At 55.8% G+C, this 24445-nt stretch carries 25 protein-coding genes; 16 read left to right on the top strand and 9 right to left on the bottom strand.

What is annotated here, in order from left to right:
- Both ACSQ13_RS00310 and ACSQ13_RS00305 read left to right on the top strand, forming a co-directional pair.
- Nucleotides 1-287, top strand: a 287-nt coding sequence (locus ACSQ13_RS00310) for a hypothetical protein (protein ID WP_435988050.1), incomplete at its 5' end; no start/stop codon positions are given.
- Nucleotides 284-1834 carry a PAS domain S-box protein gene (locus tag ACSQ13_RS00305; protein ID WP_295510093.1) on the top strand — a complete coding sequence of 517 codons (1551 nt, stop codon included), beginning with the start codon at nucleotides 284-286 and terminating at the stop codon, nucleotides 1832-1834. The genes ACSQ13_RS00310 and ACSQ13_RS00305, both read left to right, overlap by 4 nt.
- Here ACSQ13_RS00305 and ACSQ13_RS00300 read toward each other — a convergent pair.
- Nucleotides 1801-2667: a response regulator gene (locus ACSQ13_RS00300; protein WP_435988049.1), complete on the bottom strand. Its 867-nt coding sequence runs from the start codon at nucleotides 2665-2667 to the stop codon at nucleotides 1801-1803. The two genes, ACSQ13_RS00305 and ACSQ13_RS00300, sit on opposite strands and share 34 nt — an antisense overlap.
- Before the next feature lie 87 nt (nucleotides 2668-2754).
- Here ACSQ13_RS00300 and ACSQ13_RS00295 point away from each other — a divergent pair, with 87 nt between their 5' ends.
- Nucleotides 2755-3429, top strand: a complete 675-nt coding sequence (locus ACSQ13_RS00295) for a helix-turn-helix domain-containing protein (RefSeq protein ID WP_295510088.1) — start codon at nucleotides 2755-2757, stop codon at nucleotides 3427-3429.
- A gap of 72 nt (nucleotides 3430-3501) precedes the next feature.
- Here the strand turns inward: ACSQ13_RS00295 and ACSQ13_RS00290 are convergent, their stop codons facing one another.
- Together ACSQ13_RS00290 and ACSQ13_RS00285 are read right to left on the bottom strand one after the other, a co-directional pair.
- Nucleotides 3502-3933 (bottom strand): DUF2267 domain-containing protein, encoded by a 432-nt coding sequence (locus ACSQ13_RS00290; protein ID WP_295510085.1) that lies wholly within the window; start codon nucleotides 3931-3933, stop codon nucleotides 3502-3504.
- Between the two features lie 20 nt (nucleotides 3934-3953).
- Nucleotides 3954-5135, bottom strand: a complete 1182-nt coding sequence (locus ACSQ13_RS00285; RefSeq protein ID WP_295510083.1) for a hypothetical protein — start codon at nucleotides 5133-5135, stop codon at nucleotides 3954-3956.
- Between the two features lie 144 nt (nucleotides 5136-5279).
- Here ACSQ13_RS00285 and ACSQ13_RS00280 point away from each other — a divergent pair, with 144 nt between their 5' ends.
- From ACSQ13_RS00280 to arcC, 5 genes are all read left to right on the top strand, one after another.
- Nucleotides 5280-6119, top strand: a complete 840-nt coding sequence (locus tag ACSQ13_RS00280; protein WP_295510081.1) for a universal stress protein — start codon at nucleotides 5280-5282, stop codon at nucleotides 6117-6119.
- Nucleotides 6120-6191: 72 nt separating this feature from the next.
- Nucleotides 6192-7637, top strand: coding sequence for a YfcC family protein (locus ACSQ13_RS00275; protein ID WP_295510078.1), 1446 nt, complete (start codon nucleotides 6192-6194; stop codon nucleotides 7635-7637).
- Entirely contained in the window at nucleotides 7634-8857 is a 1224-nt protein-coding gene (gene arcA, locus ACSQ13_RS00270) for an arginine deiminase (protein ID WP_295510076.1), read from the top strand. The genes ACSQ13_RS00275 and arcA overlap by 4 nt, the downstream gene beginning before the upstream one ends.
- Nucleotides 8858-8860: 3 nt before the next feature.
- Nucleotides 8861-9862, top strand: a complete 1002-nt coding sequence (argF, locus tag ACSQ13_RS00265) for an ornithine carbamoyltransferase (protein WP_295510073.1) — start codon at nucleotides 8861-8863, stop codon at nucleotides 9860-9862.
- Nucleotides 9863-10750: a carbamate kinase gene (gene arcC, locus ACSQ13_RS00260; protein ID WP_295510071.1), complete on the top strand. Its 888-nt coding sequence runs from the start codon at nucleotides 9863-9865 to the stop codon at nucleotides 10748-10750.
- Between the two features lie 46 nt (nucleotides 10751-10796).
- Here the strand turns inward: arcC and ACSQ13_RS00255 are convergent, their stop codons facing one another.
- Nucleotides 10797-11096 (bottom strand): chaperone modulator CbpM, encoded by a 300-nt coding sequence (locus ACSQ13_RS00255; protein ID WP_295510069.1) that lies wholly within the window; start codon nucleotides 11094-11096, stop codon nucleotides 10797-10799.
- Nucleotides 11093-12040, bottom strand: a complete 948-nt coding sequence (locus ACSQ13_RS00250) for a DnaJ C-terminal domain-containing protein (protein ID WP_295510065.1) — start codon at nucleotides 12038-12040, stop codon at nucleotides 11093-11095. The genes ACSQ13_RS00255 and ACSQ13_RS00250 overlap by 4 nt, the downstream gene beginning before the upstream one ends.
- 155 nt (nucleotides 12041-12195) lie before the next feature.
- Between ACSQ13_RS00250 and ACSQ13_RS00245 the strand changes: the two genes are divergently transcribed.
- Entirely contained in the window at nucleotides 12196-13041 is an 846-nt protein-coding gene (locus tag ACSQ13_RS00245; protein WP_295510063.1) for a universal stress protein, read from the top strand.
- A gap of 160 nt (nucleotides 13042-13201) precedes the next feature.
- Here ACSQ13_RS00245 and ACSQ13_RS00240 read toward each other — a convergent pair whose 3' ends face one another.
- The 3 genes from ACSQ13_RS00240 to ACSQ13_RS00230 all read right to left on the bottom strand — a co-directional run bounded on the left by ACSQ13_RS00240 (nucleotide 13202) and on the right by ACSQ13_RS00230 (nucleotide 14928).
- Complete coding sequence (locus tag ACSQ13_RS00240; protein ID WP_295510061.1) at nucleotides 13202-14086, bottom strand: MBL fold metallo-hydrolase; 885 nt, start codon at nucleotides 14084-14086, stop codon at nucleotides 13202-13204.
- 94 nt (nucleotides 14087-14180) lie between these two features.
- Nucleotides 14181-14378: a hypothetical protein gene (locus ACSQ13_RS00235; RefSeq protein WP_295510059.1), complete on the bottom strand. Its 198-nt coding sequence runs from the start codon at nucleotides 14376-14378 to the stop codon at nucleotides 14181-14183.
- Nucleotides 14379-14493: 115 nt separating this feature from the next.
- Nucleotides 14494-14928 carry a thioredoxin domain-containing protein gene (locus tag ACSQ13_RS00230; RefSeq protein ID WP_295510057.1) on the bottom strand — a complete coding sequence of 145 codons (435 nt, stop codon included), beginning with the start codon at nucleotides 14926-14928 and terminating at the stop codon, nucleotides 14494-14496.
- A 333-nt stretch (nucleotides 14929-15261) separates the two neighbouring features.
- Here ACSQ13_RS00230 and ACSQ13_RS00225 point away from each other — a divergent pair, with 333 nt between their 5' ends.
- The 7 genes from ACSQ13_RS00225 (at nucleotide 15262) to ACSQ13_RS00195 (ending at nucleotide 23628) form a co-directional block, all read left to right on the top strand.
- Nucleotides 15262-17724: a Lon protease family protein gene (locus tag ACSQ13_RS00225; RefSeq protein ID WP_295510054.1), complete on the top strand. Its 2463-nt coding sequence runs from the start codon at nucleotides 15262-15264 to the stop codon at nucleotides 17722-17724.
- Nucleotides 17721-18515: a hypothetical protein gene (locus tag ACSQ13_RS00220; protein ID WP_295510052.1), complete on the top strand. Its 795-nt coding sequence runs from the start codon at nucleotides 17721-17723 to the stop codon at nucleotides 18513-18515. Before ACSQ13_RS00225 ends, ACSQ13_RS00220 begins: the two co-directional genes overlap by 4 nt.
- Nucleotides 18505-19755 carry an APC family permease gene (locus ACSQ13_RS00215; protein WP_295510049.1) on the top strand — a complete coding sequence of 417 codons (1251 nt, stop codon included), beginning with the start codon at nucleotides 18505-18507 and terminating at the stop codon, nucleotides 19753-19755. Before ACSQ13_RS00220 ends, ACSQ13_RS00215 begins: the two co-directional genes overlap by 11 nt.
- A gap of 103 nt (nucleotides 19756-19858) precedes the next feature.
- Nucleotides 19859-20725 carry a helix-hairpin-helix domain-containing protein gene (locus ACSQ13_RS00210; protein WP_295510047.1) on the top strand — a complete coding sequence of 289 codons (867 nt, stop codon included), beginning with the start codon at nucleotides 19859-19861 and terminating at the stop codon, nucleotides 20723-20725.
- Nucleotides 20726-20741: 16 nt separating this feature from the next.
- Nucleotides 20742-21452, top strand: a complete 711-nt coding sequence (locus tag ACSQ13_RS00205; RefSeq protein WP_295510044.1) for a L,D-transpeptidase family protein — start codon at nucleotides 20742-20744, stop codon at nucleotides 21450-21452.
- A gap of 76 nt (nucleotides 21453-21528) precedes the next feature.
- Entirely contained in the window at nucleotides 21529-22926 is a 1398-nt protein-coding gene (locus tag ACSQ13_RS00200) for an MBL fold metallo-hydrolase RNA specificity domain-containing protein (protein WP_295510040.1), read from the top strand.
- A 219-nt stretch (nucleotides 22927-23145) separates the two neighbouring features.
- Nucleotides 23146-23628 (top strand): Hsp20/alpha crystallin family protein, encoded by a 483-nt coding sequence (locus ACSQ13_RS00195; RefSeq protein ID WP_295510037.1) that lies wholly within the window; start codon nucleotides 23146-23148, stop codon nucleotides 23626-23628.
- A gap of 84 nt (nucleotides 23629-23712) precedes the next feature.
- Here the strand turns inward: ACSQ13_RS00195 and ACSQ13_RS00190 are convergent, their stop codons facing one another.
- Complete coding sequence (locus tag ACSQ13_RS00190; RefSeq protein WP_295510036.1) at nucleotides 23713-24285, bottom strand: HdeD family acid-resistance protein; 573 nt, start codon at nucleotides 24283-24285, stop codon at nucleotides 23713-23715.
- Between the last annotated feature and the right edge of the window lie 160 nt (nucleotides 24286-24445).

The raw sequence follows: 24445 nt of genomic DNA, 5'->3' as shown, positions 1-24445 counted from the left end.
TTGTTCCTGGGTCGCACCGAAATGGCCCACAACAACCGATGATCAAAGAAACAAGGCCGCGTATTTCGTCGGGCAGTTGGGGCACGGTGCCCTTGCCAGACAGAACCCTAATGGTTCTCGCATTCGCCAAAACAACCCATGTGATAATTGGTTTCATTCGTGCCTCTGCAATTGCATTCGACACGGGTTTCACAGATCGCGGGCACGTAAAGGTGATAAAGGTCAATTGTGCCTTGCTCATGCCTGACTGTATTTGGCAGGGTAGCCAAAAGGAACATCATTCATGAACAATTCCGACGAAGACAGCGCCGTATTACACGCGATCCTTGAGGCTGCGGTGGATGCTATCATCGTGGCGGACCAGAAAGGCAGGATCCTGCGGGCCAATCCGGCGGCGGCCAAAATGTTCAAATATGAAGCTTCCGAAATGGTCGGGCAAAGTCTGAACATGCTGATGCCAGAGGCGGTGGCTGATCTTCATGACGGTTATATGTCCCACCATATCGAGACTGGCGAAAAGCGGATCATCGGAATCGGCCGTGATGTCGAGGGGCTGCGCAAAGACAAATCTGTATTTCCGCTGCATCTGTCGGTCGGTCATTCAAAGGTTGGCAACAAACCTATATTCATCGGTATCCTGCACGATCTGACACGCCGCAAGGCGACCGAAGACGCGCTTGCGCGGTCACAGCGGCTGGATGCGATCGGCCAGATGACAGGCGGTATTTCCCACGATTTCAACAACCTTCTGACGGTCATTATTGGCAATCTTGAACTGCTTGGAATGCGTGGCGCAAATGCGCGGCAGCTCCCCTTAATCACGGACGCGCTTGAGGCGGCGGAATTGGGCTCGGATTTGACGTCGCGGTTGATGATCTTTGCGCGCAAAAGCAATTTGCAGCCACAAAGGGCGGACCTGCGCGAAATCTGCTCGGACACGCTCGCGCTGCTTCAGCGGACAGTGGGAGCGACCATTGATATCAAAACCGACTTTGCCGAACATCTGGATGCGGTCATGGTTGACGCCGCGCAACTGCAATCCGCGCTGGTGAACCTTGCCCTGAACGCACGCGACGCGATGGGCACAGGTGGTAAATTGCTTGTCTCCATCCGGAACGTGACGATTGACGACGCCTATATGGCACAAGAAGCCGATATGGAGCCCGGTGATTATGTACGTTTGAGTGTCAGCGATGATGGCACCGGTATGAGCATGGAAGCGCAGCGCCGCGCGTTCGAGCCGTTCTATACGACCAAATCGGATAATGGCGGCACAGGTCTGGGTCTGGCGATGGTGTACGGGTTTGTACGGCAATCGGGCGGTCATGTGACGCTATATAGCGAATTGGATCTGGGAACCAGTTTCGGTCTCTACTTTCCTGCCGTGAAACAGCCCGATGTGCATCATACGTTCGGCGCATCTGCCTATCACAAGCCAAAGCCAAAAAACGGCACCGGGCAGACCATTCTTATCGTCGAGGACAACCCCAAAGTGCGCAAGCTGTCGATCGAGCGCATTCGCGACCTTGGGTACATGGTACGAGAGGCAGATTGCGGCGATCAGGCCTATGAGATGCTGAAAACGGATGCCCGGGTTGATCTTGTGTTCTCGGATATCGTGATGCCGGGCACCTTGAACGGGTTTGATCTTGCGGCCAAGATTTCAGTCGAATTCCCAAAGCTCAAGGTGCTGTTAACCTCTGGCTATGCCAGTGATGTGATCAGTGCCGGTTTGGCACATCAAACAATCTTTGAAATCCTTCAAAAGCCATACCGGCAATCTGCATTGGCGCAAAGGCTTCAGGCGCTTCTGACAGATGTATCAGCCGCCTGAATGACTTTCACTTCGCACGCGAATGTATAACCAAATCCGCGCACCGTTTTGATCAGTTTCGGATCTGCAGGGTCGCGCTCGATTTTCTTGCGCAGCCGTGCAATCTGGTTGTCGATGGCGCGGTCCATCGGGTTCCACTCTGTGCCCCCGGTCAGGTCCATCAATAGATCGCGCGACAATACACGCTTGGGTCTGTTCAGAAAAACATCAAGCAGTTTGAAATCACCGCTGGTCAAGCCGCACTCGACGCCGGAGCGGTCCAACAATTTCATCTGGTCCGGGACAGCGACCATGCCATCAAAGGAAAAACAGACGCTATCAGGAATTTGCGGCTTCGCATTTTTCGGCACGTCAGCGGCTTCAGTAGAAGCGGCCATGCCCCTCTCGGCGCGGCGCAACACGCTTCTGATCCGCGCCAGCACTTCGCGGACATGGAACGGTTTGGTGATGTAATCATCTGCACCGACCTCAAGGCCAACAACACGGTCGATCACATCCTCTTTGCCCGTCACCATAATAATCGGAACCTGAGATGTCCGTCTGATCTGACGGGCCACATCAACGCCGTTTTCCGAGCCAAGGTTAATATCCAATGTAATGAGGCTGATAGGTTGGGTCTCAAGAGCCTGTATTACTTCGGCTCCGGTCTCAGCCTCGGACACACTAAAGCCGTCATCCTCCAGCACATTACGTAAAAGGGATCTGATCTTAGGATCGTCATCAACGATAAGGATAGTTTGATCCGTCACAAGGACACCACACTTTCTATCTTGCTGGCGATATAAAAATCTATTTATCAAAAAACAACCGGAACATCGACGGGTCTGATACAAAATGTTACAAAATCCCGCTTCAATAGAATAAATCAGATTACATACACTTGGCAAGGTCCCCTCAATTCACATTAGAGGTCCACTGCCATGTACGTCACGATCCCAAATATTAACGCTACCAAATCCGCATTTTTACCACTTGAAACAACCTTGCCGCAGATTTCGGAAACGCGCCTGAAATCCGGAGCCTATCTGTATTATGAAGGGGACAATGCGGAACGCGTTTACCAGGTCATCAGCGGCGTATTGCGCCTGACACGCCTTCTGGCCGATGGTCGCCGTCAAGTTATCGCTTTCGGTTACCCCGGTGATATCGTTGGCTTTTCTCCGTCAGATATTCACCTTACCGATTGTGAAGCTTTAAACGAGGTCCGTTTGCAGCCTTACCGGCGCTCCGCACTGGAGAACGGCGACAGCGACCCCAAGCTGCACCATGCCCTGTTGCAAGCCGCCTTGCGTGAAATCAGCGGGATGCAGGACCACTTCATGATGCTGGGGCGTAAATCGGCCAGCGAGAAGCTGGCGTCGTTCCTGTGCGTGCTGGCCGAACGGGTCGGGACCGATCTAGGGGCCTACCGCAGTGTAACACTGCCGATGAGTCGGTCTGACATCGCGGATTTTCTGGGTCTGACCACTGAAACCGTTAGCCGGACGTTTACGCAACTGCGCAAAAGCAAGATCATCGCCATCGACAACATTCACACGATCATTATCGAGCGGCCAACCGCATTGTTGGGGCTGTCACTGGGTGATCGCGACTAAGATCACCCCACAGACATCGCAGTGATATTCAAACGCCACGAGGATTTTACCCTCGTGGCGTTTTCTTTGATCTTATGGTTGCGGCCACAGGTCGCGGATTTTTACGGACAGCGTGGCGCGAATATCTTCGACTTCACCAATGCTAAGACGGTTGTTCAACACGTCAAAGACGCATTTGATATCCTCGCGGCCCCAGAACTCGGCTGTTTCGCTCATCTCGGCTGCGATGAAAGCAACGAATTCTTCGGCACTGCGTTCTTTGATCGGGGTTTTCTTTGGTATCCAGCCTTCAAAAAAGAACCCGCGGATCAGCACCGGCAATTGCGCAGACATCTGTGCCATCTCGTCCACCACGAGATGATCGCGCAAGTGGTGCAGTGTGACCCGCAAAAGCCGCAGCACACTGCGTTTCGAATGCCAGTCCAGGCGATCCGCCAGTTCATTGATCCATTCGTGTGTCACATGGACACTGTTGTCGATTACTTCCAAACCTTGGGCCGTCATTTGTTTTCTCCTAATTTAGGTCAGTCATTGATAGGTTTCTGATCGACATCCAGTGCAGCGCCGGATTTGCCGAGCAATGAGTGCAAAGCCGGGCGCGCCATTGCCCCGATGCCGAGGAGAACCAGCGTGAAATTTGCCACCCAGCCGATGAAGGGAATGAAGTTCAGCAGGCCAACAAAGAGCAGCGCAGCCGCAAAAACCAGCAGGCGCGCAATATTACTGGGGTCGGTTGCACCACCCAAACCCATCCAAAGCCGCATTGCGACGCTATAGGTGCCCAACGCATAGCCCAGCGTCCAGACGACGATGATCGCCAAAATCACGACCGGAACAAAGGGAATGCCGACGATGGTCATGGCCGTGATCGGCACCATGCCGAACAGCACCGACAAGCCGACCACCCCCAGAAGAAAGATTTTGCCGGGGGACTCGGTCACGCTGCGGCGCATTTTCGACAGCCGTTTGGGCATAAAGCCCAATGCCAAGGCACCAAGCACCAGAAAGAACAGGATCGAGACCACGAAGGCAAAAATGACGGACATGAAGGTGGGGAAAGCGGGCATGTCTTTGCCCATGTCCTGCCATTCCTCCCAGACACGTCCGTTCAAGATCTTTTCATATGTCACGCGCTCAGCAGCGGCGACCCGATCGGGAATGGTGATCTTTTCCTTGGTGCTATAGGTCAGCGTGCCAGAGATCACTGCATCAGGTCCGAACGACAGCGTTTGCGCCAGAATTCGGGCATCGCCATTGATCGCAGCGTTCAAGATGACGTCGCTCCCTATCACGGATAACGCACCCTCCACCGGTCCCTCGATCGTAACCGTATTGCCCAAAAGCCGGGCATTCCCCTTGGTCAAAGAGCTGCTTTCGGTGCGCAAGGAAAACCCGGCCGCTGTCAGATCTTCGGCGATGGTACTGCGGATCACCACGGCACCGCCCAAGGCATAAAGATCCTCAAACACTTCTGTGCCTACCGAAACATCAAACCCCGCGATATGCAGGTCACCCTGCGAGGCCCCGTTCACATTGACCGCACGTGCCGCCATGAAGGTGTCGCCCACCGTATCCACCGCTTGGCTTAGCTGGGACCCGGCAAAGAATGTATCGTCACCGTTTCTGGTAGAAACCGTTTCCGCCAAACAGGCAGAAGAAAGGCCAAGTGCGGTAATCGCGGCCAATGCATTTGTGAAAGTGAACATGAAAAAGTTCCTTCAAAGGGTTCTAATTACCCCTTTGGATAATCGGAAACCCGAACAGCCGATTGACTGGGATCAATTCAACCTGTCGAAGCCCCGCTAAACTTTATTCAAGGATAGATTTTTCAGATAAAAAGGAGCGAACGCATGGGACTGAAGACAATATTGGTCTGTCTGACCACCCTGGAAAACACCGAAACACTGTTGAAGGTCGCTGTCCCTTTGGCGCGCAAACACAACGCCCATCTGATCGGATTGCACACGGTCGAAGCGTTGTTGGTGTACCCAGGCATCGCCATGCATATCCCCGAACCTGCATTTGCCGCCTTCAACGCAAGTCAGAAAAAAGAATCCGAAGCGATAAAAAAGGTCTTTACCAAATACACCGCGCCAGAGGATTTCGTGAGCGAGTTCCGGTTGGTCCGCGCTGAATCCGTGTCTGCCGGCGAACGGATGGTTGAATGTGCCCGTGCGGCTGATCTGGTGATCATGGCGCATGAAGACAAGGACCATGATCGATATGACCAGCGACATGTCCAGACCCAGGTGATCCGCGAAAGCGGCCGCCCCGTTGTGATTGTTCCGTTGAATTACGATGGCCCCGAGATCGGGAAAAACCTGCTGTTGGGCTGGAGCGACACCAGAGAAGCGGCCCGCGCCGCCCATGATTTGCTGGGGCTAGCGGAACCCGGTGCGCAGCTGACCGTGCTGCGCGTGGGCAAAGCCCCCAAAGACCCTTTGAAGGATGCAGACGCCATCGACATCGTCGAAATGTTCGCCCGTCATGGCCTGAAACCCACGCTGGAGCATCGCGAACCATCGGGCAGCAGCGTTGCCGATGTCCTGAGCAAGGCCGCTTTTGAAAGCGGTGCAGACCTTATTGTGACCGGTGCGTTTGGCCACTCCCGAACCTATGATTTTGTGATTGGGGCAACCACCTATGCGCTGCTGCGTGATCAAAAAGTGCCGATCATGTTCAGCAAGTAGCCGCGAGAGAACCTTTTGTCGGGCCACGTTGATACTTGGCCCGATGCCACCACTCCAAGCGAGGACTTTTCGATGGTTATGACACCCCATTACGGCAAAACGTCGGAAGCACCGCCCAAGGGCTGGTTCCCGACCGCTTACACGATCCTGTTTGTCCTTATTATCGCAATGGCAGCCCTGACGTGGATCGTACCAGCAGGGGAATATGAACGCGTGGCCAATAGCGCAATTGGCAAGGACGTTCCTGTTCCGGGCACCTATGCAACGGTCGATCCTGCCCCACAGGGCTTGTTCGACATCCTGATGGCCCCGATCGCGGGCTTTTACGATCCGTCGTCCTATACGGCCAATGCCATTGATGTGTCGCTGTTCGTTCTTGTGGTCGGTGGTTTTCTGGGCGTTGTCACCGCCACAGGTGCGATCAATACTGGCGTGGCCCAGGCGATGCGGCGGCTGAAGGGGCGGGAAAAATGGATGATCCCGATCATGATGGCGCTTTTTGCCGCCGGGGGAACAACCTATGGCATGGCCGAGGAAACGCTGGCGTTCTACGTTTTACTGATCCCGATCATGATCGCGGCGGGGTATGATGCGCTGACCGGGGTCGCGATTATCATGCTGGGCGCTGGCGTTGGTGTTATCGGATCAACCATCAATCCGTTTTCCACCGCGATAGCCTCGAATGCGGCGGGAATCGCCTTTACCCAAGGGATGACGCTGCGGTTTGTGATCCTTGGCCTGTCATGGTTTGCAGCCGTTGCCTTTGTGATGCGCTATGCTGAACGGGTGCGCCGCGACCCGAGCCAATCGCTCGTTGCGCATCTCAAAGAGTCAAACGAAGCGCATTTCCTGCAAAAACATGCACCAGAGGAAAGCGCCCGACTGACCGGCCTGCAAGTCGTGATCCTGATCCTGTTTGCCACAACTTTCGTCGTCATGGTCTGGGGCGTATCCAGTCAGGGATGGTGGATGGCCGAGATGTCGGCGCTGTTTTTGGGCGCTGCCATCGTCATCGGCACATTGGGCTGGCTGGGGGAAAAGGTATTCACCACCGCCTTTGTCGAAGGAGCCCGCGATCTGCTGGGCGTCGCCCTTGTGATCGGTCTGGCGCGTGGCATCGTCATCATCATGGATCAAGGCCGGATCACCGACACCTTCCTGCATACGTTTGAGGGTTGGATTGCCGGCATGTCCCAAGTCGCCTTTGTGAACGCGCTTTTTGGCATCGAGGCATTGATGAGCTTTCTTGTGCCCTCCACCTCGGGCCTTGCGGTTTTGTCGATGCCTATCATGGCACCGCTGTCAGACTTTGCAGGTGTAAGCCGTGATCTGGCGGTTACCGCGTTTCAAACCGCCATCGGTATCACCAACCTTGTTGCACCTACCTATGCGGTGGTCGTCGGCGGCTTGGCCATCGGGCGGGTTCCCTACAACACATGGCTGCGCTTTGTCTGGCCTTTGCTGCTGGTCCTTTCGGTGATCGCGATGGCCCTGCTCAGTGCGGCGGTGATGCTATGACCGCCCCGCTTGGTGTCCATTCAGAGGTTGGGAAACTGCGCACCGTCATGGTGTCGCGCCCCGGTCTTGCCCACGAACGACTGACCCCTGGCAACTGCGATGCGTTGTTGTTTGATGATGTGTTCTGGGTCGACGAGGCCCGCAAAGACCATTTTGCATTCTGCGACAAGATGCGGGATCGGGGGATCGAAGTGCTGGAACAGCATGACCTTCTGACCGATATCCTTGACCAGCCCCAGGCCCGTCAATGGCTGTTGGACCGTAAGATCACCGAAGACCATGTCGGTGTCGGCATGATGGACGAACTGCTTGATTGGCTGAACACCATGCCCTCTGCCGCACTGACGCGGTTTTTGACCGGCGGGATCACCGTCAGGGACCTGCCCTTTAAGCCGCACAGCATGTTTGGCCGTTTTCTGGGGCCGGACGGTTTTGTTTTGCCGCCGCTGCCCAATCTGCTCTTTACCCGCGACACAAGTTGCTGGATTTACGGCGGTGTCACGCTGAACCCCATGCATTGGCCCGCACGTCAACAAGAGACCCTGATCACTGCCGCCATCTACCGTTTTCACCCGCGCTTTGCCGGCAAGGTGAATATCTGGTGGGGCAACCCAGACCAGGATTTCGGCCCCGCAACGCTGGAGGGCGGCGATGTGATGCCCATTGGCAACGGCTGCGTTCTGGTGGGGATGGGAGAACGGACCACACCACAAGCTGTCGGGCAATTGGCCGTCGCCCTGTTTGAACAGGGTGCTGCCGAACAGGTGATCGCGTGCCAGATGCCCGCCTCTCGTGCTGCGATGCATCTGGATACGGTGTTTTCGTTTTGCGACCGTGATGTCGTGACCAGCTTTACCCAGGTTGCGGATAAAATCAGGTGCTATTCCCTGTACCCCGACGACAAACATGCCTTGCGGGTCGTCGAAGACCCCGGCCACATCTTTGACGTTGTCCAGCAGGCACTGAACATCCCGCGCTTGCGGATCATCGGCACGGGGGGCGACCATTTTGAACAGGAACGCGAACAATGGGACGATGGCAATAATGTCATCGCCTTAGAGCCGGGCGTGGTGCTGGCCTATGACCGCAACGTCCACACCAACACGCAACTGCGCAAGGCAGGGATCGAGGTGATCACCATCCGCGGGGCCGAATTGGGTCGCGGGCGCGGTGGTGGCCACTGCATGACCTGCCCCATTTCGCGCGATCCGGTGGAGTAATTTATGGCGTTCAATCTCAAAAACCGCTCGTTCCTGAGCCTGCGCGACTTTGCCGCCGCAGAAATCAGGTTCTTGCTGAAACTCGCTGCCGACCTGAAGTCTGCGAAATATGCAGGCACGGAACAGCAAACCCTGAAGGGCCGCGAAATCGCGTTGATCTTTGAAAAGGATTCAACCCGCACCCGGGTCGGATTCGAAGTGGCCGCCCATGATCAGGGTGCACATGTCACCTATCTGGGCCCCTCAGGCAGTCACATCGGCAAAAAGGAAAGCATCAAGGACACCGCGCGCGTGCTGGGGCGGGTTTACGACGCCATCGAATATCGCGGCTTTGGTCAGGACGTGGTCAAGACGCTGGCAAAATGGTCAGGCGTGCCTGTCTATAACGGGTTGACCGATGAATTTCACCCGACGCAAATTCTGGCGGACATGCTGACCATGACGGAGCATGTGAACAAACCGCTGGGCCAGATCGCGTTCTGCTTTCTGGGCGATGTCGGCAACAACATGGGCGACAGCCTGCTGATAGGTGCCGCCAAACTGGGCATGGATGTGCGGCTGTGCGGGCCCCAATCGCTTTGGCCGGACAAGACGATCGTGAACGCCGCCCAGGCAGAAGCCAAAACCACAGGCGCGCGTATCTTGCTGACCGAAGACGTACAGCAAGCGGTGTCAGGCTGTGATGTCGTCTATACCGATGTCTGGGTTTCCATGGGCGAACCCGACAGCGTGTGGGCCGAACGGATCAAGCTGTTGATGCCCTATCAAGTCAACAGCGAGGTCATGGCGATGACGGGCAATCCGAATGTCAAATTCATGCATTGCCTGCCCGCATTTCATAACACCGAAACCGAAGTCGGCAGACATATCCACAACAGTTTTGGACTGGACGCGATGGAGGTGACCGAAGAGGTGTTCGAGGGGCCCAATTCCATCGTCTTTGATCAGGCGGAAAACCGGATGCACACCATCAAGGCCATATTGGTCGCGACCTTGGGGTCCTGAATGCGCATCGTTATCGCCTTGGGCGGAAACGCAATTTCAAAACGGGGTGAAACCTTTAGCGCAGCGGGTCAACGTGCCAGCATCCGTGTTGCTGCCCAATCGCTGGCTGCCGTGCTGGCGGCCGGTCACGAGGTGGTCATCACCCACGGCAACGGGCCGCAGGTCGGATACCTTGCCTTGCAGGGCGGTGCCTTTCCATTGGATGTATTGGGTGCTGAAACAGACGGCATGATCGGCTATGTGCTGCAACAAGAGCTGGACAATGCCTATGCCCCGCAGGTGAATTTTGCGACGTTGCTGACCCAGATCGAAGTTGACCCCAAAGACCCCGCATTTAAAAACCCGACCAAGTTTATCGGCCCTGTCTATACCCAGGCAGAGGCCGCAAAGCTGAGCGCCGACAGAGGGTGGAGCATCGGGCAAGACGGTGCCCATTTGCGAAGGACAGTGCCCAGCCCGCGCCCAAAACGCATTCTTGAGCTTGAGGTGATAAAACTGCTGCTGGATCAAAAGGTGATTGTCATCTGTGCTGGGGGCGGTGGTATTCCTGTCGTCCAGAAACCGGATGGCACCATGATCGGGGTCGAGGCCGTGATCGACAAGGACCACGCCAGCGGCCTTCTGGCCCAAGAGATCAAGGCAGATGCCTTTTTGATGTTAACGGATGTCGAAGGTGTCTTTGCACATTGGGGAACATCCGACGAAACACTGATCGGGCAAACCACCCCCGACATCATCGAACTGATGTCGTTTCCAGCCGGGTCCATGGGACCAAAGGTCGAGGCCGCCTGTGATTTTGTGCGTGCGACCGGCGGCTATGCCGCGATCGGACGGCTTGCCGATTGCATGGGGCTGATCGCCGGAACAACCGGCACGCGGATTCAATAGCGGCTATCAAAAACCCGAGCATTGGCAGAGGGCTCTCAAACCCGCTTCAGTGTATCTCGTTCTGAGCCAGACGGCGCAACAGGGCATCACGTTCTTCCAACAGGTCCAGAACAAGCGCGACGCCGGCGGTGTTGATGCCCAGATCACGGTTCAGCCTGCGGGCTTTCTTGGCCCGCACGATGCTGGTGCCGACAAATTTCCAATTCCCGCTCTTGCTGCCAATGGGTTCCAGCACACCATGCTCTACCAGCTCGATCACCCAAGTCTCATCCGCCTGACAGAACCGGCACAAATCCGGCAATGACAGCGCCTCGACGATATCGCTTTGCAATGTGGCAACTTTCATCTTTTAGTTCCTCCAAGATTGGCGCGCGGATCGAATGGCATTTCCTTTGCCATCTTTTCAAACAACGCACGTGCTTCGTCTGTTTCGACCTTCGGGTTTACGATCTTTAGGGTCGCTATGATATCGCCGGCAGGGGTGCCGGGCAGACCTTTGCCTTTCAGGCGCATTTTCTGACCGGTGCGGGCATTTTTGGGGATGCGCAGATCCACTTTGCCATCCGGCGTTGGCATAATGATATGCCCCCCCAAGGCGGCTTCCCAAGGGGTGATTGGCAGATCCATGTGCAAATTCTTTCCCTCGGGCCGGTAAACCGGATGGGCGGCAAAAGCGACCTCAAGAAACAGGTCCCCCGCCTTGCCACCGCCAAGACCGGGGCTGCCTTTGCCTGCCAGCCGGATATGCTGACCCTCGGCGATGCCTTTGGGTACCCGAACCGCAATCGTGCGGTCCTGCATGGTGACACCACCGTTGGGGCTGACCACCGGCGACCGGATGCTCAGCTTGCGCTCTGCACCGCGATACGCGTCTTCAATTGTAATCTCTATGCGCCCGTGAACATCCGACCCCTGCCCCGTACCCGCGCCCATGCCTCTTGTAGGCCCGGCACCGCGACGGAAAAGGGTTTCGAAGAAATCACTAAAGGCTTCGTCGTGTTCTGCGCCGCCCGACGAAAATTCATATCCGCTGTCCCAGCCGGGCGGTGGCTGATAGCGCCCCTGGGCCTGCGGTGGCTCTTGGCCCAACTGATCATAGGCAGCGCGGCGTTCGGGGTCCTTGAGAACCTCATATGCTTCGTTCACGTCCTTGAATTTTGCTTCGGCGTCTGCGCCTGTGTTGATGTCGGGATGGTATTTTCGCGCCGCTTTCCGGAACGCTTTCTTTATCTCGTCGGCACTTGCATCACTGCTGACGCCCAACGTCTTGTAGTAGTCTTTGAAATCCATCTGGTGATCATCCGTACATCTATTTGATTTTAAATTTACCACGGGATTCTCAGCGAAACTTGATCTTTGTCATTTGGGTACTCACGGTGCCGTGTCAGGTTGTTGCCAGCCGCCCCTGCACAACAAGCGGGCGCATCCTCAGAATGGAGAATACGATGAACCGCCAGACGATACTTTTTGTGATGAATGCGGCCACCACCGACGCAGAGATCAACGAAGTTGCCGAAGCCGCAGCTGTGGCCGACAATCACCTCATTTGTCTTGTGCTGGGGCCCGCGCCGGCCTTGCCGATCTACGCTTACGGCGTTTCCCCCTATGGCGGCATGAACATCCCCGACAATTGGGCCGAACTGGTTGCCGAGGCACAGCAGCAGCAACAAGAACGTGTGCAAGAAGTCGAGGCCTTGTTGGTCAAGCACAATACATCCGGCGATGTTCAATCTGCGCTCTGCGTCACTGCCGATATCAAACATAATGTCGCCCAGGTCGCGCGCGTCAGCGACGAGGCGTATTTTTCTGCAAGCTTGCGGGACAGCCCTGAAATGCTGCGCGAGGCAGCATCGGGTATCTTGTTCCATTCACCGATCGGTTTCCGGATAAACGGTGCCATGTCAAAAGGTGCAAAAAAGGTCTTTTTGGCGTGGGACAGCAGCGAGGCGGCATCAAGTGCTGCACATACTGCCCTGCCCTATTTGAAGGAAGCCGACGAAGTCGTGATCGGGTGCATTGATCCGGTCATGACCCCCGAACGGGACGGCCAGGACCCCGGCACCGATGTCGCGGCATGGCTCAGCCATCACGGCTGCAAGGTAACCCTATCGCAATTCCCAAGCGGCGGGCGCGAAGTCGGCCAGTGCATTCAGGACCGTGCCCGCGAAGTTGGTGCCGATCTTGTCGTCATGGGGGCTTACGGCCATGCGCGGATGGTTCAAACCGTGCTGGGTGGCACAACGCGTTCGATGATGAAACAGTCTGACCTGCCGCTGTTTTTGGCACATTAACCTATAAAGACTGCGGGAAGGGCAGCGTTCCTTCCCGCAAATTTCTGGACTGTTGGTGTCTTAGTATCTCTCCAGAAAAACACGCCTTAAACTGAGGACCGCGCAAAGCGATCCCCAGTTATGTTCACATTTGACTGTAGTTTGTGCAGGTACCCTGCGATCAGATCACGTTGATCGGCACCTTGAGCATTGGCTTGCCATCGTTTGTCTTGGGCACCTCACCCGCGCGCATGTTCACTTGTAGCGACGGCAAAATCAACTTGGGAACATCAAGCGTTGCATCGCGGGCCTCGCGGAATTTGATGAACTCTTCGCGGGTTTTGCCCTGGCCGACATGGATGTTGCTTTCCTTTTCCTCGGCGACTGTGGTTTCCCACATGAATTCGCGCCCGTCAGGGCCGTAATCATGGCACATGAACAGCCGCATATCGTCAGGCAGGGACAGCACTTTTTGAATGGAATCGTACAGTTGCCCCGCATCCCCACCGGGGAAATCTGCCCGGGCCGATCCGCCATCCGGCATGAAAAGAGTATCCCCCACAAAGGCAGCATCGCCAATCACATGCACCATGCACGCGGGTGTGTGTCCCGGCGTGTGAATTGCAAATGCGGCCATGCCGCCGATCTCGTAGGTGTCGCCATCCTTGAACAGGTGATCAAACTGCGACCCGTCACGCTGGAATTCGGTGCCTTCGTTAAACACCTTGCCAAATGTATCCTGAACCACGGTGATCTTTTCCCCGATCCCGATCTTTCCGCCCAGTTTGGATTGAATATAGGGTGCCGCCGACAAGTGATCCGCATGTACATGCGTTTCAATCAACCATTCCAGCTTTAGCTTGTGCTTTTCGATATAGGCGATGATTTCATCGGCATGTTCATAGGTGATCCGGCCCGCAGGATAGTCGATGTCCATCACGGAATCGATCACGGCACAGGACGTCGACCCGGGATCCATCACGATATAGCTGATCGTGTTCGTCTGGGGGTCGAAGAACGATTCGACCTCTGGATGAACATGCATGTTTGTTGGAAACCGTGACATCTTTTTCTCCATTCTGTGCTTTGGTCAAAAGCGGGGGGATATCTGGATTATGATAGGCTGAAACTGCCCGCGCATGTTGCGATTTATCATCCCGCTAGACCGGGAAGTTCCCGTCATCAAACGGGTCATACGGCGGGTCTTCGGGGGTATTGGCAGGCTCTGGGACTTCCGGCGAAACAGGGGGCGTTTCCGGGTCCTCAGGCTGCGGGTTTTCCGGCATGTCGGGGTCCCGTTTTGGATCGACTGGCATCGGGGCTTCTTTTGGCGGATCGTCTGGTGCTGAATGAGCCATGGCTTGTCCTTTGCTTGGGGTCACGCCTGTGTACCCTAACTGGCAGGAAACCGAATTGATCGGCGTCAATGGCAGCGGCCTTTGACACCGAAACATGCAGGCACCAAAGATCGGCCTAAAGATGTTGGCGCACAAATCCTTCGATATCTGCGGCCGGACGTGCGCCGGACAGCCGCGCGATTTCCTTGCCCTTGGCATACAGGATCAAAAGCGGAATACCTCTGATCTGCAACCGTTGCGAAATTGCCGGAAATTGCTCGGTGTCGATTTTGGCAAAGCGGGTCTTGAACCGTAGCGCCTTTGCCGCTTTGGCAAATTCGGGGGCCATAGTCCGGCAAGGGCCGCACCACGGTGCCCAATAATCGACAATTAGGGGCAGATCATCGGTCTGCGTCGCCTTGTCATGCTGCTTGATACCGATCTCGGCCACGTCGCCACCAGCCAGCACCGCGCCACATTTCGCGCATTTTGGGCCGGCCTCAAGCTTTGCTTTGGGAAAGCGGTTGGCCTGCCCACAGGACAGGCAGTTGAGTTTCAGTGCGTCTTCCATCTTTGCGCTTCCTTTTTCAGCTTCTCGCAAGGTGACCAAGCCGTGCGGGCATTGCTATCACAATTAGCACCGGAGCCCAGACTCGCGCCTCGTGGCTCCGCGTACTCCGGCGCATTTTTCCATCTGAATTCACAACCTAATTGATACGCATCAATCAACGACGGTTCCAAAGCTGCAAAAATAAAGGAAGAAGAGCGACAGGAGTACCGCCATGATACATATTTTTCCCATGATCCTGCTCTTACTGCTGCCTTTGGCCTTGGGCAGCGCGGTTTCACAAAGCGCCTGCTGCGCTCGCCTTCCCCGTCATGCAGCGACCTAAGGGCATTTAACGTGACAGCAAAAACACCTAAGAACTCAGCCATTCCACGCGGCCTGTCCTACGACCGCTTGCGCGTGGAGTGCGACCCCAAAACGCTTGGGTTTACCACCACTGCATCTTTGAAACCGGCGCGCGGGCTTGTTGGCCAGAACCGCGCAATCGACGCGATCAAGCTGTCAGCGGGCATCGACCATAGGGATTTCAATCTGTACGTTCTGGGTCTTGAAGGGACAGGGCGACACACGGCAGTTGCACAATTGCTGTCCAAAGCGGCGGCGGCGCGGCCGCTCCCTTGCGACTGGGTGTACGTCAACAACTTTGGCGCGCCCCACAAACCCCATGCGATGAAGCTGGCCGCCGGAACGGCGGCAACCTTGAAACTGGCGATGCAACGTCTTGTCGATGATCTGGCCAATGACATACCCGCGTTGTTTGAATCCGAAGAATACCAAACCCAACGCCGCGCAATCGAAGAAGAGCTTGGCCAGAAACACGAAGAACCGATCGCTGAATTTTCAGAACGTGCGCATGCGCAAAATGTTGCCCTGCTCAGAACCCCGATGGGCTTCATGCTGTCGGCCCTGGTGGATGGCAAACCAATCAAGCCAGAGGTCTATGAGGCCTTGCCGCCAGACCAACGCCAAGAGGTCGACGCCAAAATTGATGACTTGCAAGAGCAGTTGGCAGAAATTCTCAAGCAGGGTCCGCAGCTGGAAAAGGAACATCGGGAGAAAGTCGAAGACCTGCATGCCTCGATGGCGGAACAGGCCGTGTCGATGCGGATCAAGGAAGTCGAAACGCAGTTTTCCGAGGCTGAAAACGTGCTTGCCTATCTTGAGACTGTGCGCGTCGACATGATTTCGAACGCAGAGCTTTTCTTGATGTCTGCGACTGAAGACAATGATGGTCCGTTCCCCGATGTCATACGCAAGTATCATCAGGACCCGCAATTTGACAGATACGCGGTCAATATCATGGTTTCACACGATGCAGGCCCCCCCGCCGCGCCGATTGTGACAGAAGATATGCCGTCGCTTGGGCATCTGACCGGACGCATCGAACATATTTCGGAAATGGGCACACTTTCGACCAACTTTACGCTGATTAAACCCGGTGCCCTGCACCGCGCAAACGGCGGATATCTGGTTATGGATGCCACCCGGATTCTGTCCGAACCCTATGCGTGGGATACGCTCAAGCGGTGTTTGCAAAGCCAGTCCATATCCATAACATCGCTTGCAGAACGCATGAGCCTGTCCTCGACAGTCACGCTCGAGCCCGACCCCATTCCACTGGACATCCGGATCATTCTGGTGGGTGACAGGCGGCTTCATATGTTGCTGCTGAAACTGGACCCTGAATTTGGCAAACTGTTCAAATTGCAGGCCGATTTCGAAGACGAACTGCCCCGCACCGTCAAAAACACCCGTGCGCTGGCGCGGATTGTGGCGGGCTATGCCACCAAGGAAAACCTGAAACCGCTGACCGCCGCTGCTGTGGCCGCCTTGCTTGACCAAGCTGTGCGTCTTGCCGGCGACAACACGAAACTTACCCTCGAGCTGGCCAAGCTGACTGACGTCATGCGCGAGGCGGATTATTACGCCGCTGGCCATAAACGCGACCAGATTTCCGAGGATGACATCGAACAGGCTATCCAGGAGTCCATCCGCCGCGGGTCGCGCATCAAGGAACTTATGCAAGAGGCTGTTGCGCGCAAAACCATCCTGATTGACACAAAAGGCGAGACGATAGGCCAGATAAACGGGCTGGCTGTTGCCGAGGTCGGCAATGATTATTTCGGACGTCCATCGCGGATTACAGCCCGCGTGCGCATGGGGTCTGGCGAACTGGTCGATATCGAACGCGAAGTCGAACTCGGGGGGCCGCTCCATTCAAAGGGTGTGCTTATTCTGGGCAGCTATCTTGCCTCGCATTACGCGCTGGATGTCCCCATGTCATTGCATGCAAATCTGGTGTTCGAACAAAGCTATGGTGGCATCGAAGGGGACAGCGCGTCGTCAGCCGAGCTTTACGCCCTGCTGTCGGCGATATCCGGCGTACCAATTCGGCAGAGCATTGCGGTGACCGGATCGGTGAACCAAAACGGCGAAGTCCAGGCGATCGGCGGTGTGAACGAAAAAATCGAAGGGTTCTTTGACACCTGCATGGCGCAAGGGCTGACGGGCGATCAGGGCGTTCTTATTCCAGCGTCAAATGTTGAACATCTGATGTTGCGGCGGGACGTTGTCGAGGCCGCCAAATCGGGGGCCTTCCGCGTCATTCCGGTTAAAACAATAAACCAGGGCATTGAGGTGCTGACGGGGGTATCTGCGGGGCGTCGTGGCCGGAGCGGGCGGTTTCCGGCAAACAGCATCAACGGGAAGGTCGAAGCCCAGCTGCGCGCCTATGCCGAAACCCTCCGCAAGTTCGGGGCACCAATCAGCGAAGGCCCAGACAAAGGCACAAAACAATGAACAGCCGCTCTCCCCCCGGCCTGCGCATTCTTATCGGTGCCGGTTCTTTTGCCGATGCCGCGGCGGGTTTCGGTATCATCAAGCAATTGCCAATCGGTTTTTGTGCAGGGCTTGGGGGGATTTTGGTCGAAGAGCTGGATTTGCTTGCAACCACTGGAATCCCTGACCGCCGCGTTATTCTATCCAGCGGCAAGACAACAACAGCACCCACCCAGTCGCAGCTTCGTATGCTCTGGAAGGCCGATGCGCGGGCCTTTCGGGAGCTTCTGGCGCATGTGTCCGGCCCCTACGGCACCCAGTCGGTTTTCATGCAGGACAAAGGTGACCTTGTCAGAACCGCACTGCGCGCCGCTGTGGGCTGGGATGTTCTGGTTCTGGGGTACCGGCAAATCCACCGGATTCCGGGCAAGGTTATTCACCTTAAAATGTCCGGCACCGTAGGCGATCAACAAGGCGCATCCGACCGCTTTTCCCATCTGCTGTCCCCCGAACCCGTCGTATTTTCGATCAACGAAAGCCCCGATGAACCTCTTGGGGCGGACCCCTCAACACCCTTCAAGTTCAGATCGCTTGATGACGCGCTTGCCGCCCTTGCGCGCATGAATGCAAAAGCCGTGCTGGTGGATTTCGGGCGCGGACCCATTCGGGGGCAGGATGATCTGTTGCGCCTTCTTGAAGCCGCCCGATGCCCTGTCATTGTGTTTGATGCGTCACGGCCACCCGCGTTGCTAGAACATAGCACGCAGTTTCCGCCCGCCCCTGCAAATGGAGGCCCGCAGAATGCAGGCTGAAGGCACGCCTTTGCAAAACACTGCGCAACCGGTCCTGCGGCGCGCGATTACGCTGCCGCTTTTGATATTCTACGGATTGGGCGTCACGATCGGTGCCGGTATCTATGTGCTGGTTGGCGCGACGGCAGCGCAGGCAGGCATCTATGCGCCCGCATCATTTCTGGTGGCCGCAGTGGTCATGCTCTTTAGCGCAGGCAGTTTCAGCGAACTTTCAGGGCGCTTTCCCCTCAGCGCCGGAGAAGCCGCCTATGTCGAAGCTGCGTTCAAAAGACCATCGCTGACCATTATGACTGGGGCCTTGTTACTTCTTGCGGGAACGGTTTCGGCGGCGGCCATTGCGATTGGCTGCGCCGGATATATTGCGACGCTCCTGCCGCTGCCACTGTGGATGATCATCGCGCTGTCCGTCGCCATTTCAGGGATGCTGGCCGCATGGGGGATTCTTGAATCAGTGAGATTTGCCGCCGTTCTGACCTTGGTCGAAATCCTGGGGCTGGTCATTGTCGTAGCCGCGGGCATCTGGCACCAACCAACGATCATCTTTGCCCTGCCTTCTGTGTTTCCCGAACCGTCAGATACTGCGGCACTGGGTGCAATCGCCCTGACCAGCCTCATTGCATTTTTTGCCTTCATCGGGTTCGACGGGATGGTAAACATCGTCGAAGAAACCGAGAATCCTGCCCGCAATATGCCACTGGGCATCTTCATCACCTTGATGATTTCGACCTTGCTCTACTTTTCCGTTGCGGCAGTCGCTGTCTTGCTTCTCCCTCTGGAAGACCTTGGCACGTCAACAGCGCCGATCAGCCTCCTGTTCGAAAGGCTCACAGGCATTTCGCCTTTGGGCATCACCTTTATCGCTATTGCCGCCACGTTTAACGGCATCGTCATCCAGACCATTCTTTCCGCCCGTATCATATACGGCATGGCAAGGGTCGGCCGCTTGCCCAAAGGTCTGGCACAGCTGCATGTCCGGACACGCACGCCTTTGATTGCAACGGCGCTGGTGACCGCTTCCATCCTGATTTTCGCCTTGTTTTTCCCGATCGGCATTCTGGCAGAACGCACTTCTCAGCTGGTGCTTGTGGTGTTCATCCTGATCAACCTGTCGCTGCTGCGGATCAAATGGCGCGGCGATCCTGCACCCGACGGAATATTCATCGTACCTGTTGTTGTTCCTATTGTCGGTTTGATCACCTGTATCGCCATGTTTGCAGGCCCCTTCATCGCCATCTTTTGAAATTTTCGGTTGACCTGTTTTGACAAGGATCAAATCGGGGGTGCCCTGACGCACCTATGGTGTCGGTAACATGTTGACATGCCATGCAGATAAGGACGCCCCCATGACAGAGCTGAAAAACCCCGAGGTCCGGTTGTACGAGAACCTGTTTATCGCGGAAAAGCTGAGCGAGGTTGCAGATTTTCTTGAACGGCAAGGTGCAACACAATTTCGCGTTTCGGCCTATCGCGATGCCGCCACTTATGTTGCAGGCCTGTCCGAACCGATCCGCTTTATCTACCGCAACAGCGGCAAGCGCGGGCTGGAAGCCCTGCCGACGATCGGTGTGTCCATAGCTGCAGCTATCGCCGAACTGCTGGACACTGATGCCTTGGCCATTCTGGACCGCCTGCGCGGGTCGTCCGACCCTGAAAAAATTTTTCAGACCGTACCGATGATTGGCCCGTCTTTGGCACATGAAATCCATGAAGCCCTGCATATCGAAACCCTTGAGGCGCTTGAGCAAGCAGCAATTGACGGCCGGCTTGCTCAGGTCAAAGGGATCGGCAAACGTCGCATCGAAAGCATCAGCCATTCGTTGAACGATATGCTCGCGCGGCGCAGGCCATCGCCTGTGCGCAGTCCGGTGCCCGAACCGCCCGTCTCCGATATTCTGGCGGTCGATAAGTTATATCGCGACAGTGCTGACAGCCTGCCCACCGTCAAACCACGCCGTTTTAACGAGACCGGAGAGCGCCGCATTCCCATTTTGCATACAGAACGTGGACCCTGGCAGTTTACCGCGCTTTATTCAAACTCGGCTGCGGCAAATAAATACGGCAGAACCCACGACTGGGTGGTGATATATTATGAAAAGGAAGGGCAGCCTGACGGGCAGTCCACGGTCGTGACACAACATGGCGGGCCGCTTGACGGCTATCGCATTATTCGCGGGCAGGAAAGCGCCTGTGCCCAGCATTATGGGCTTTAGGAAAGGACCAAAATCAATGCTGACACCCCTTTTCCCCAAGAGTCTGAGGTTCTTGTTTATTGTTTTGGTCCTGCTGTCCGGTCACGCAGCAAGCGCCTGGCCCTGGGATTTTCAGGCGCGTCTGGATCGGGCCGGAATTGCCTATCAGGTGCCAAAGTCAGGCAAGGCGATACTGGTAAACATTCCCGCTTTCGAACTGATCGCGTTTCAAGACGGAACCCCGGTCTTGCGCAGCCGCATTATCGTTGGTGCCCCGTGGCACCGGACCCCGCGCAAACAAACATATGTAACAACGGTTCGGTTTCGCCCGACATGGCGGCCTACGCCCTCGATGATTGCCAGCGGCGAATACAGCGACAGGGTCAGACCGCCGGGAATTAACAACCCCCTAGGGCTGGCCGCTGTCCGGTTGGCCCCGGGCATGTTGGTCTATTTACACGATACCAACCGGCGCGAGCTGTTCGCAAACGAGAACCGCGCACTGTCGCATGGCTGTGTGCGCGTGCAACGCTGGGACGAACTGGTGGCTTTTGTGCTGGATATGGACATCGCCCGCGTTCACGAACTCGCAAATGGCCGCCGCACATTTGATGCCCCTGCCCCACCTATTCCCGTCACATTGGGGTATTTCACACGGTTCCCCGACGCGAAGGGGCAAATCATGACCCATCCCGACATCTATAATCTCGTTGCTTCCTCCGCTTTGTCAGGCAAAGCCGGCAATTGACCGGTGTCAAACTCGGAAAACCACAAGACGGTAGCATCAGCAGTGAAGCGTCACTTTCGATTGAGGAACCAACCCTATGAAACTTTCATTCCACGGTGCTGCCCAAGGTGTCACCGGCTCGTGCCATCTGCTCGAGGCGGGTGGCTTGCGGATACTCATTGATTGCGGGATGTTCCAAGGGGCACGGCATGCCGACGAAGAGAACGCGGGCGATTTCGGATTTGAGCCCTCGGAAATCGATTTCCTGCTTTTGACCCATGCGCATCTTGATCATTGCGGGCGCATCCCCTTGTTGGTCAAGCGCGGATTCGCCGGAACGATCATCACAACAGCCGCGACGCGCGAACTGTCAAAGCTGATTATGATGGATTCAGCCCATATTCAGGAAGAAGACGCCGCGCGCGCCTCGCGTCATAAACGGCGCGGCGGCAAGGACGATATCCGCCCACTTTATGACCAGATCGACGTGCTGTTCGCCCTGGATTTCTTTGGCCGCAATGTCAGCTATGACAAAGACGTTGCATTGAACGAAGCTGTCAAAATCCGCTTTATCAACGCGGGTCATATCCTAGGTTCTGCTTCCGTGATTATCGAAGCAACCGAAAACGAAACCACCCGGCGGATTGTCTTTTCGGGTGATCTGGGCAGCCCCGGTCATGCGATCTTGTCGAATTCGACCCCGCCGCCGGAATGCGATTATGTTGTCATGGAAACGACCTATGGCGGCAGGATGCACAAGGATCGTGAAACCTCGAACGCCGAACTGAACGAGGTGATTGCAAATACCCTGGCCCGGGGTGGCAATGTCGTGATCCCGACCTTTGCGATGGAACGCACACAAGAGATCCTGTTTCACCTCAAGAACGCGATCAACAGCAAAGACCTTCCGGGATCACTGACGATTTTTCTGGACAGCCCAATGGCGATTTCTGCGACAGAGATTTTCAAACGTCACGCGAACGGTTTCAGCCCAGAGGTCCGCGACGCCATGTTGTCGGGCAAAGATCCTTTTCATCCGCGGGGCTTGCGTTTTACCCGTCAGGTCGAAGAATCCAAGGCGATCAACCGCATAAGGGGCGGCGCTGTGATCATGGCCGGATCAGGCATGTGTACAGGCGGGCGCGTGCGCCAACATTTAAAGCATAATATCTGGCGGCCGGATTGCAGTATCGTTTTCGTGGGCTTTGCTGCCGAAGGAACGCTGGCGCGTCAGATCGTTGACGGGGCAAAGCACATCAAGATTGCTGGTGAAGACATTCAGGTCAAAGCCAGTATTCACACGATCAACGGGTTTTCCGCCCACGCAGACCAAAGAGAGCTGCTGTATTGGGTGTCTCACACAGGGCGGCCCAAAACCGTCTTCCTTGTTCATGGTGACTTTGACAGGGGGATGTCTGACATGAAAGCCGAGTTGGAGAAAAAGGGCTTAAACGTCGAATGCCCGACGCTGCATTCTGCCGTCGAACTTGACTGATTGAGGCCCCTATCGCGCCAGTTCTTCAGCGCCAAAATTGCGTTGCGAAGGATGACTTTGGCGGGGCTTTGTGGGGATGTAGTTAATGCCGTCATTCGCGGTGTCCGGGTGCCGCTTTCCGATAATCGTATCGTGATCGCAAAAATTGATCTGCCTCAGTCGCGTCTCGCATCGGCATTTTAAGCTGATCTTGGGAATCATAGACATAAGGAGATGAAAATGGCTTACCAAGATTGGCTTCCAACGGCATGGAAACGGCCTGCGGACGAGGCAACACCCTTTGGAGCACTGCGTAAACAGATCGACAGCATGTTCGAAGAATTTGACGGCAATTTGTTTGACCGCGAAAACGCCTTTAAACTGCGTTCGAACCTGAGCGAAACGGATAGCGAGATACGGGTGACTGCTGAGCTCCCCGGATTGACAGACAAGGATGTCGATGTGTCCGTCAGCGGCGACCAAATCACGATCAAAGGTGAAAAGAAGTCGGAGAAAGAAGAGAAGAAGGAAGAAAAAGGCCGCGAGTTCCACCGTGTGGAACGCATGTCCGGTTCTTTCCATCGTTCGATGCGGCTGCCGTTTGAGATCGACGCAGACAAGGTCAACGCGGAGGTGAAGAATGGTGTGCTGACCGTAACCATTCCAAAGCCGGCAGAAAATGTCACAAAGACCAAAAAGATCGAAGTGAAACATTCCAGTTAAGAACAAGCCATGGCGCGGGCCCGCTTGTCTGCGCCACGGCCCTCATGGCAGGCGATCACGCAAACATGCCGCCGCGATAGCCTGTCACCAGTCTGAAATATCCGGCATCGCGGTGGAAATCAGTAAGACCGCCAGACCCGTTGAGACAAGATCAATTCCCAGGAAAATTCCCAGCAGGACACGTGACGCTTGCGGCAAGGCCACAAGGATGAAGACGCCAAGCACAGTGCTGATCAGCGCAGATACCAGCGCCCATTCCCACTTTCGGCTTTTGCGCATCTCAAGGGCGAACAGCGCCTGTGACACGCCCATGACCAGCAGTACGATCGCGACAAATGCTGTCAACGCAACCAGTCCGGCGGCAGGAAAGAACAGCAGATAAAGCCCGATACAAAGCGGGAAAAGACCGCTGATCATCGCCCAGATAAACAGCCCTGTGCTACGCAGTGATAGGGCAAAAAAGAAGCCCACCAACCCCGCAAGGGTCAGAATGCCGCCGATCATAAAATTCACCGCCAATGAACTGGCCACCGGCAGAATGATCGCGAGCACCCCTAACAGAATCATCAGCATCGCGGCTTTTGAGAGCCCGTCGCGATACTGCCGCAGCGCGCTGGTTACTGGGATTTCGGGCATGGGGGGATGGTGATTGCTCATCTGTTTTCCAATACAAACTTGGCGCTATTCGCTTTGGCCATGGAACGGGGTTTCATGCCCAGAATGGCTTTTCATGATCTTTACGGCGCGATCTTCATCTGCCTTATTACGGGTGCGGACCGACATCAGAATGCCGCCTGCTGTGCCTGAAGCGGGTCGT

Origin of the sequence: Sulfitobacter sp. SH22 (genome assembly GCF_965641905.1) — a bacterium.
Lineage (GTDB): Bacteria > Pseudomonadota > Alphaproteobacteria > Rhodobacterales > Rhodobacteraceae > Sulfitobacter.
The sequence above is the reverse complement of the archived record's forward strand: the minus strand, read 5'-3'. Positions and strand labels throughout refer to the sequence as shown.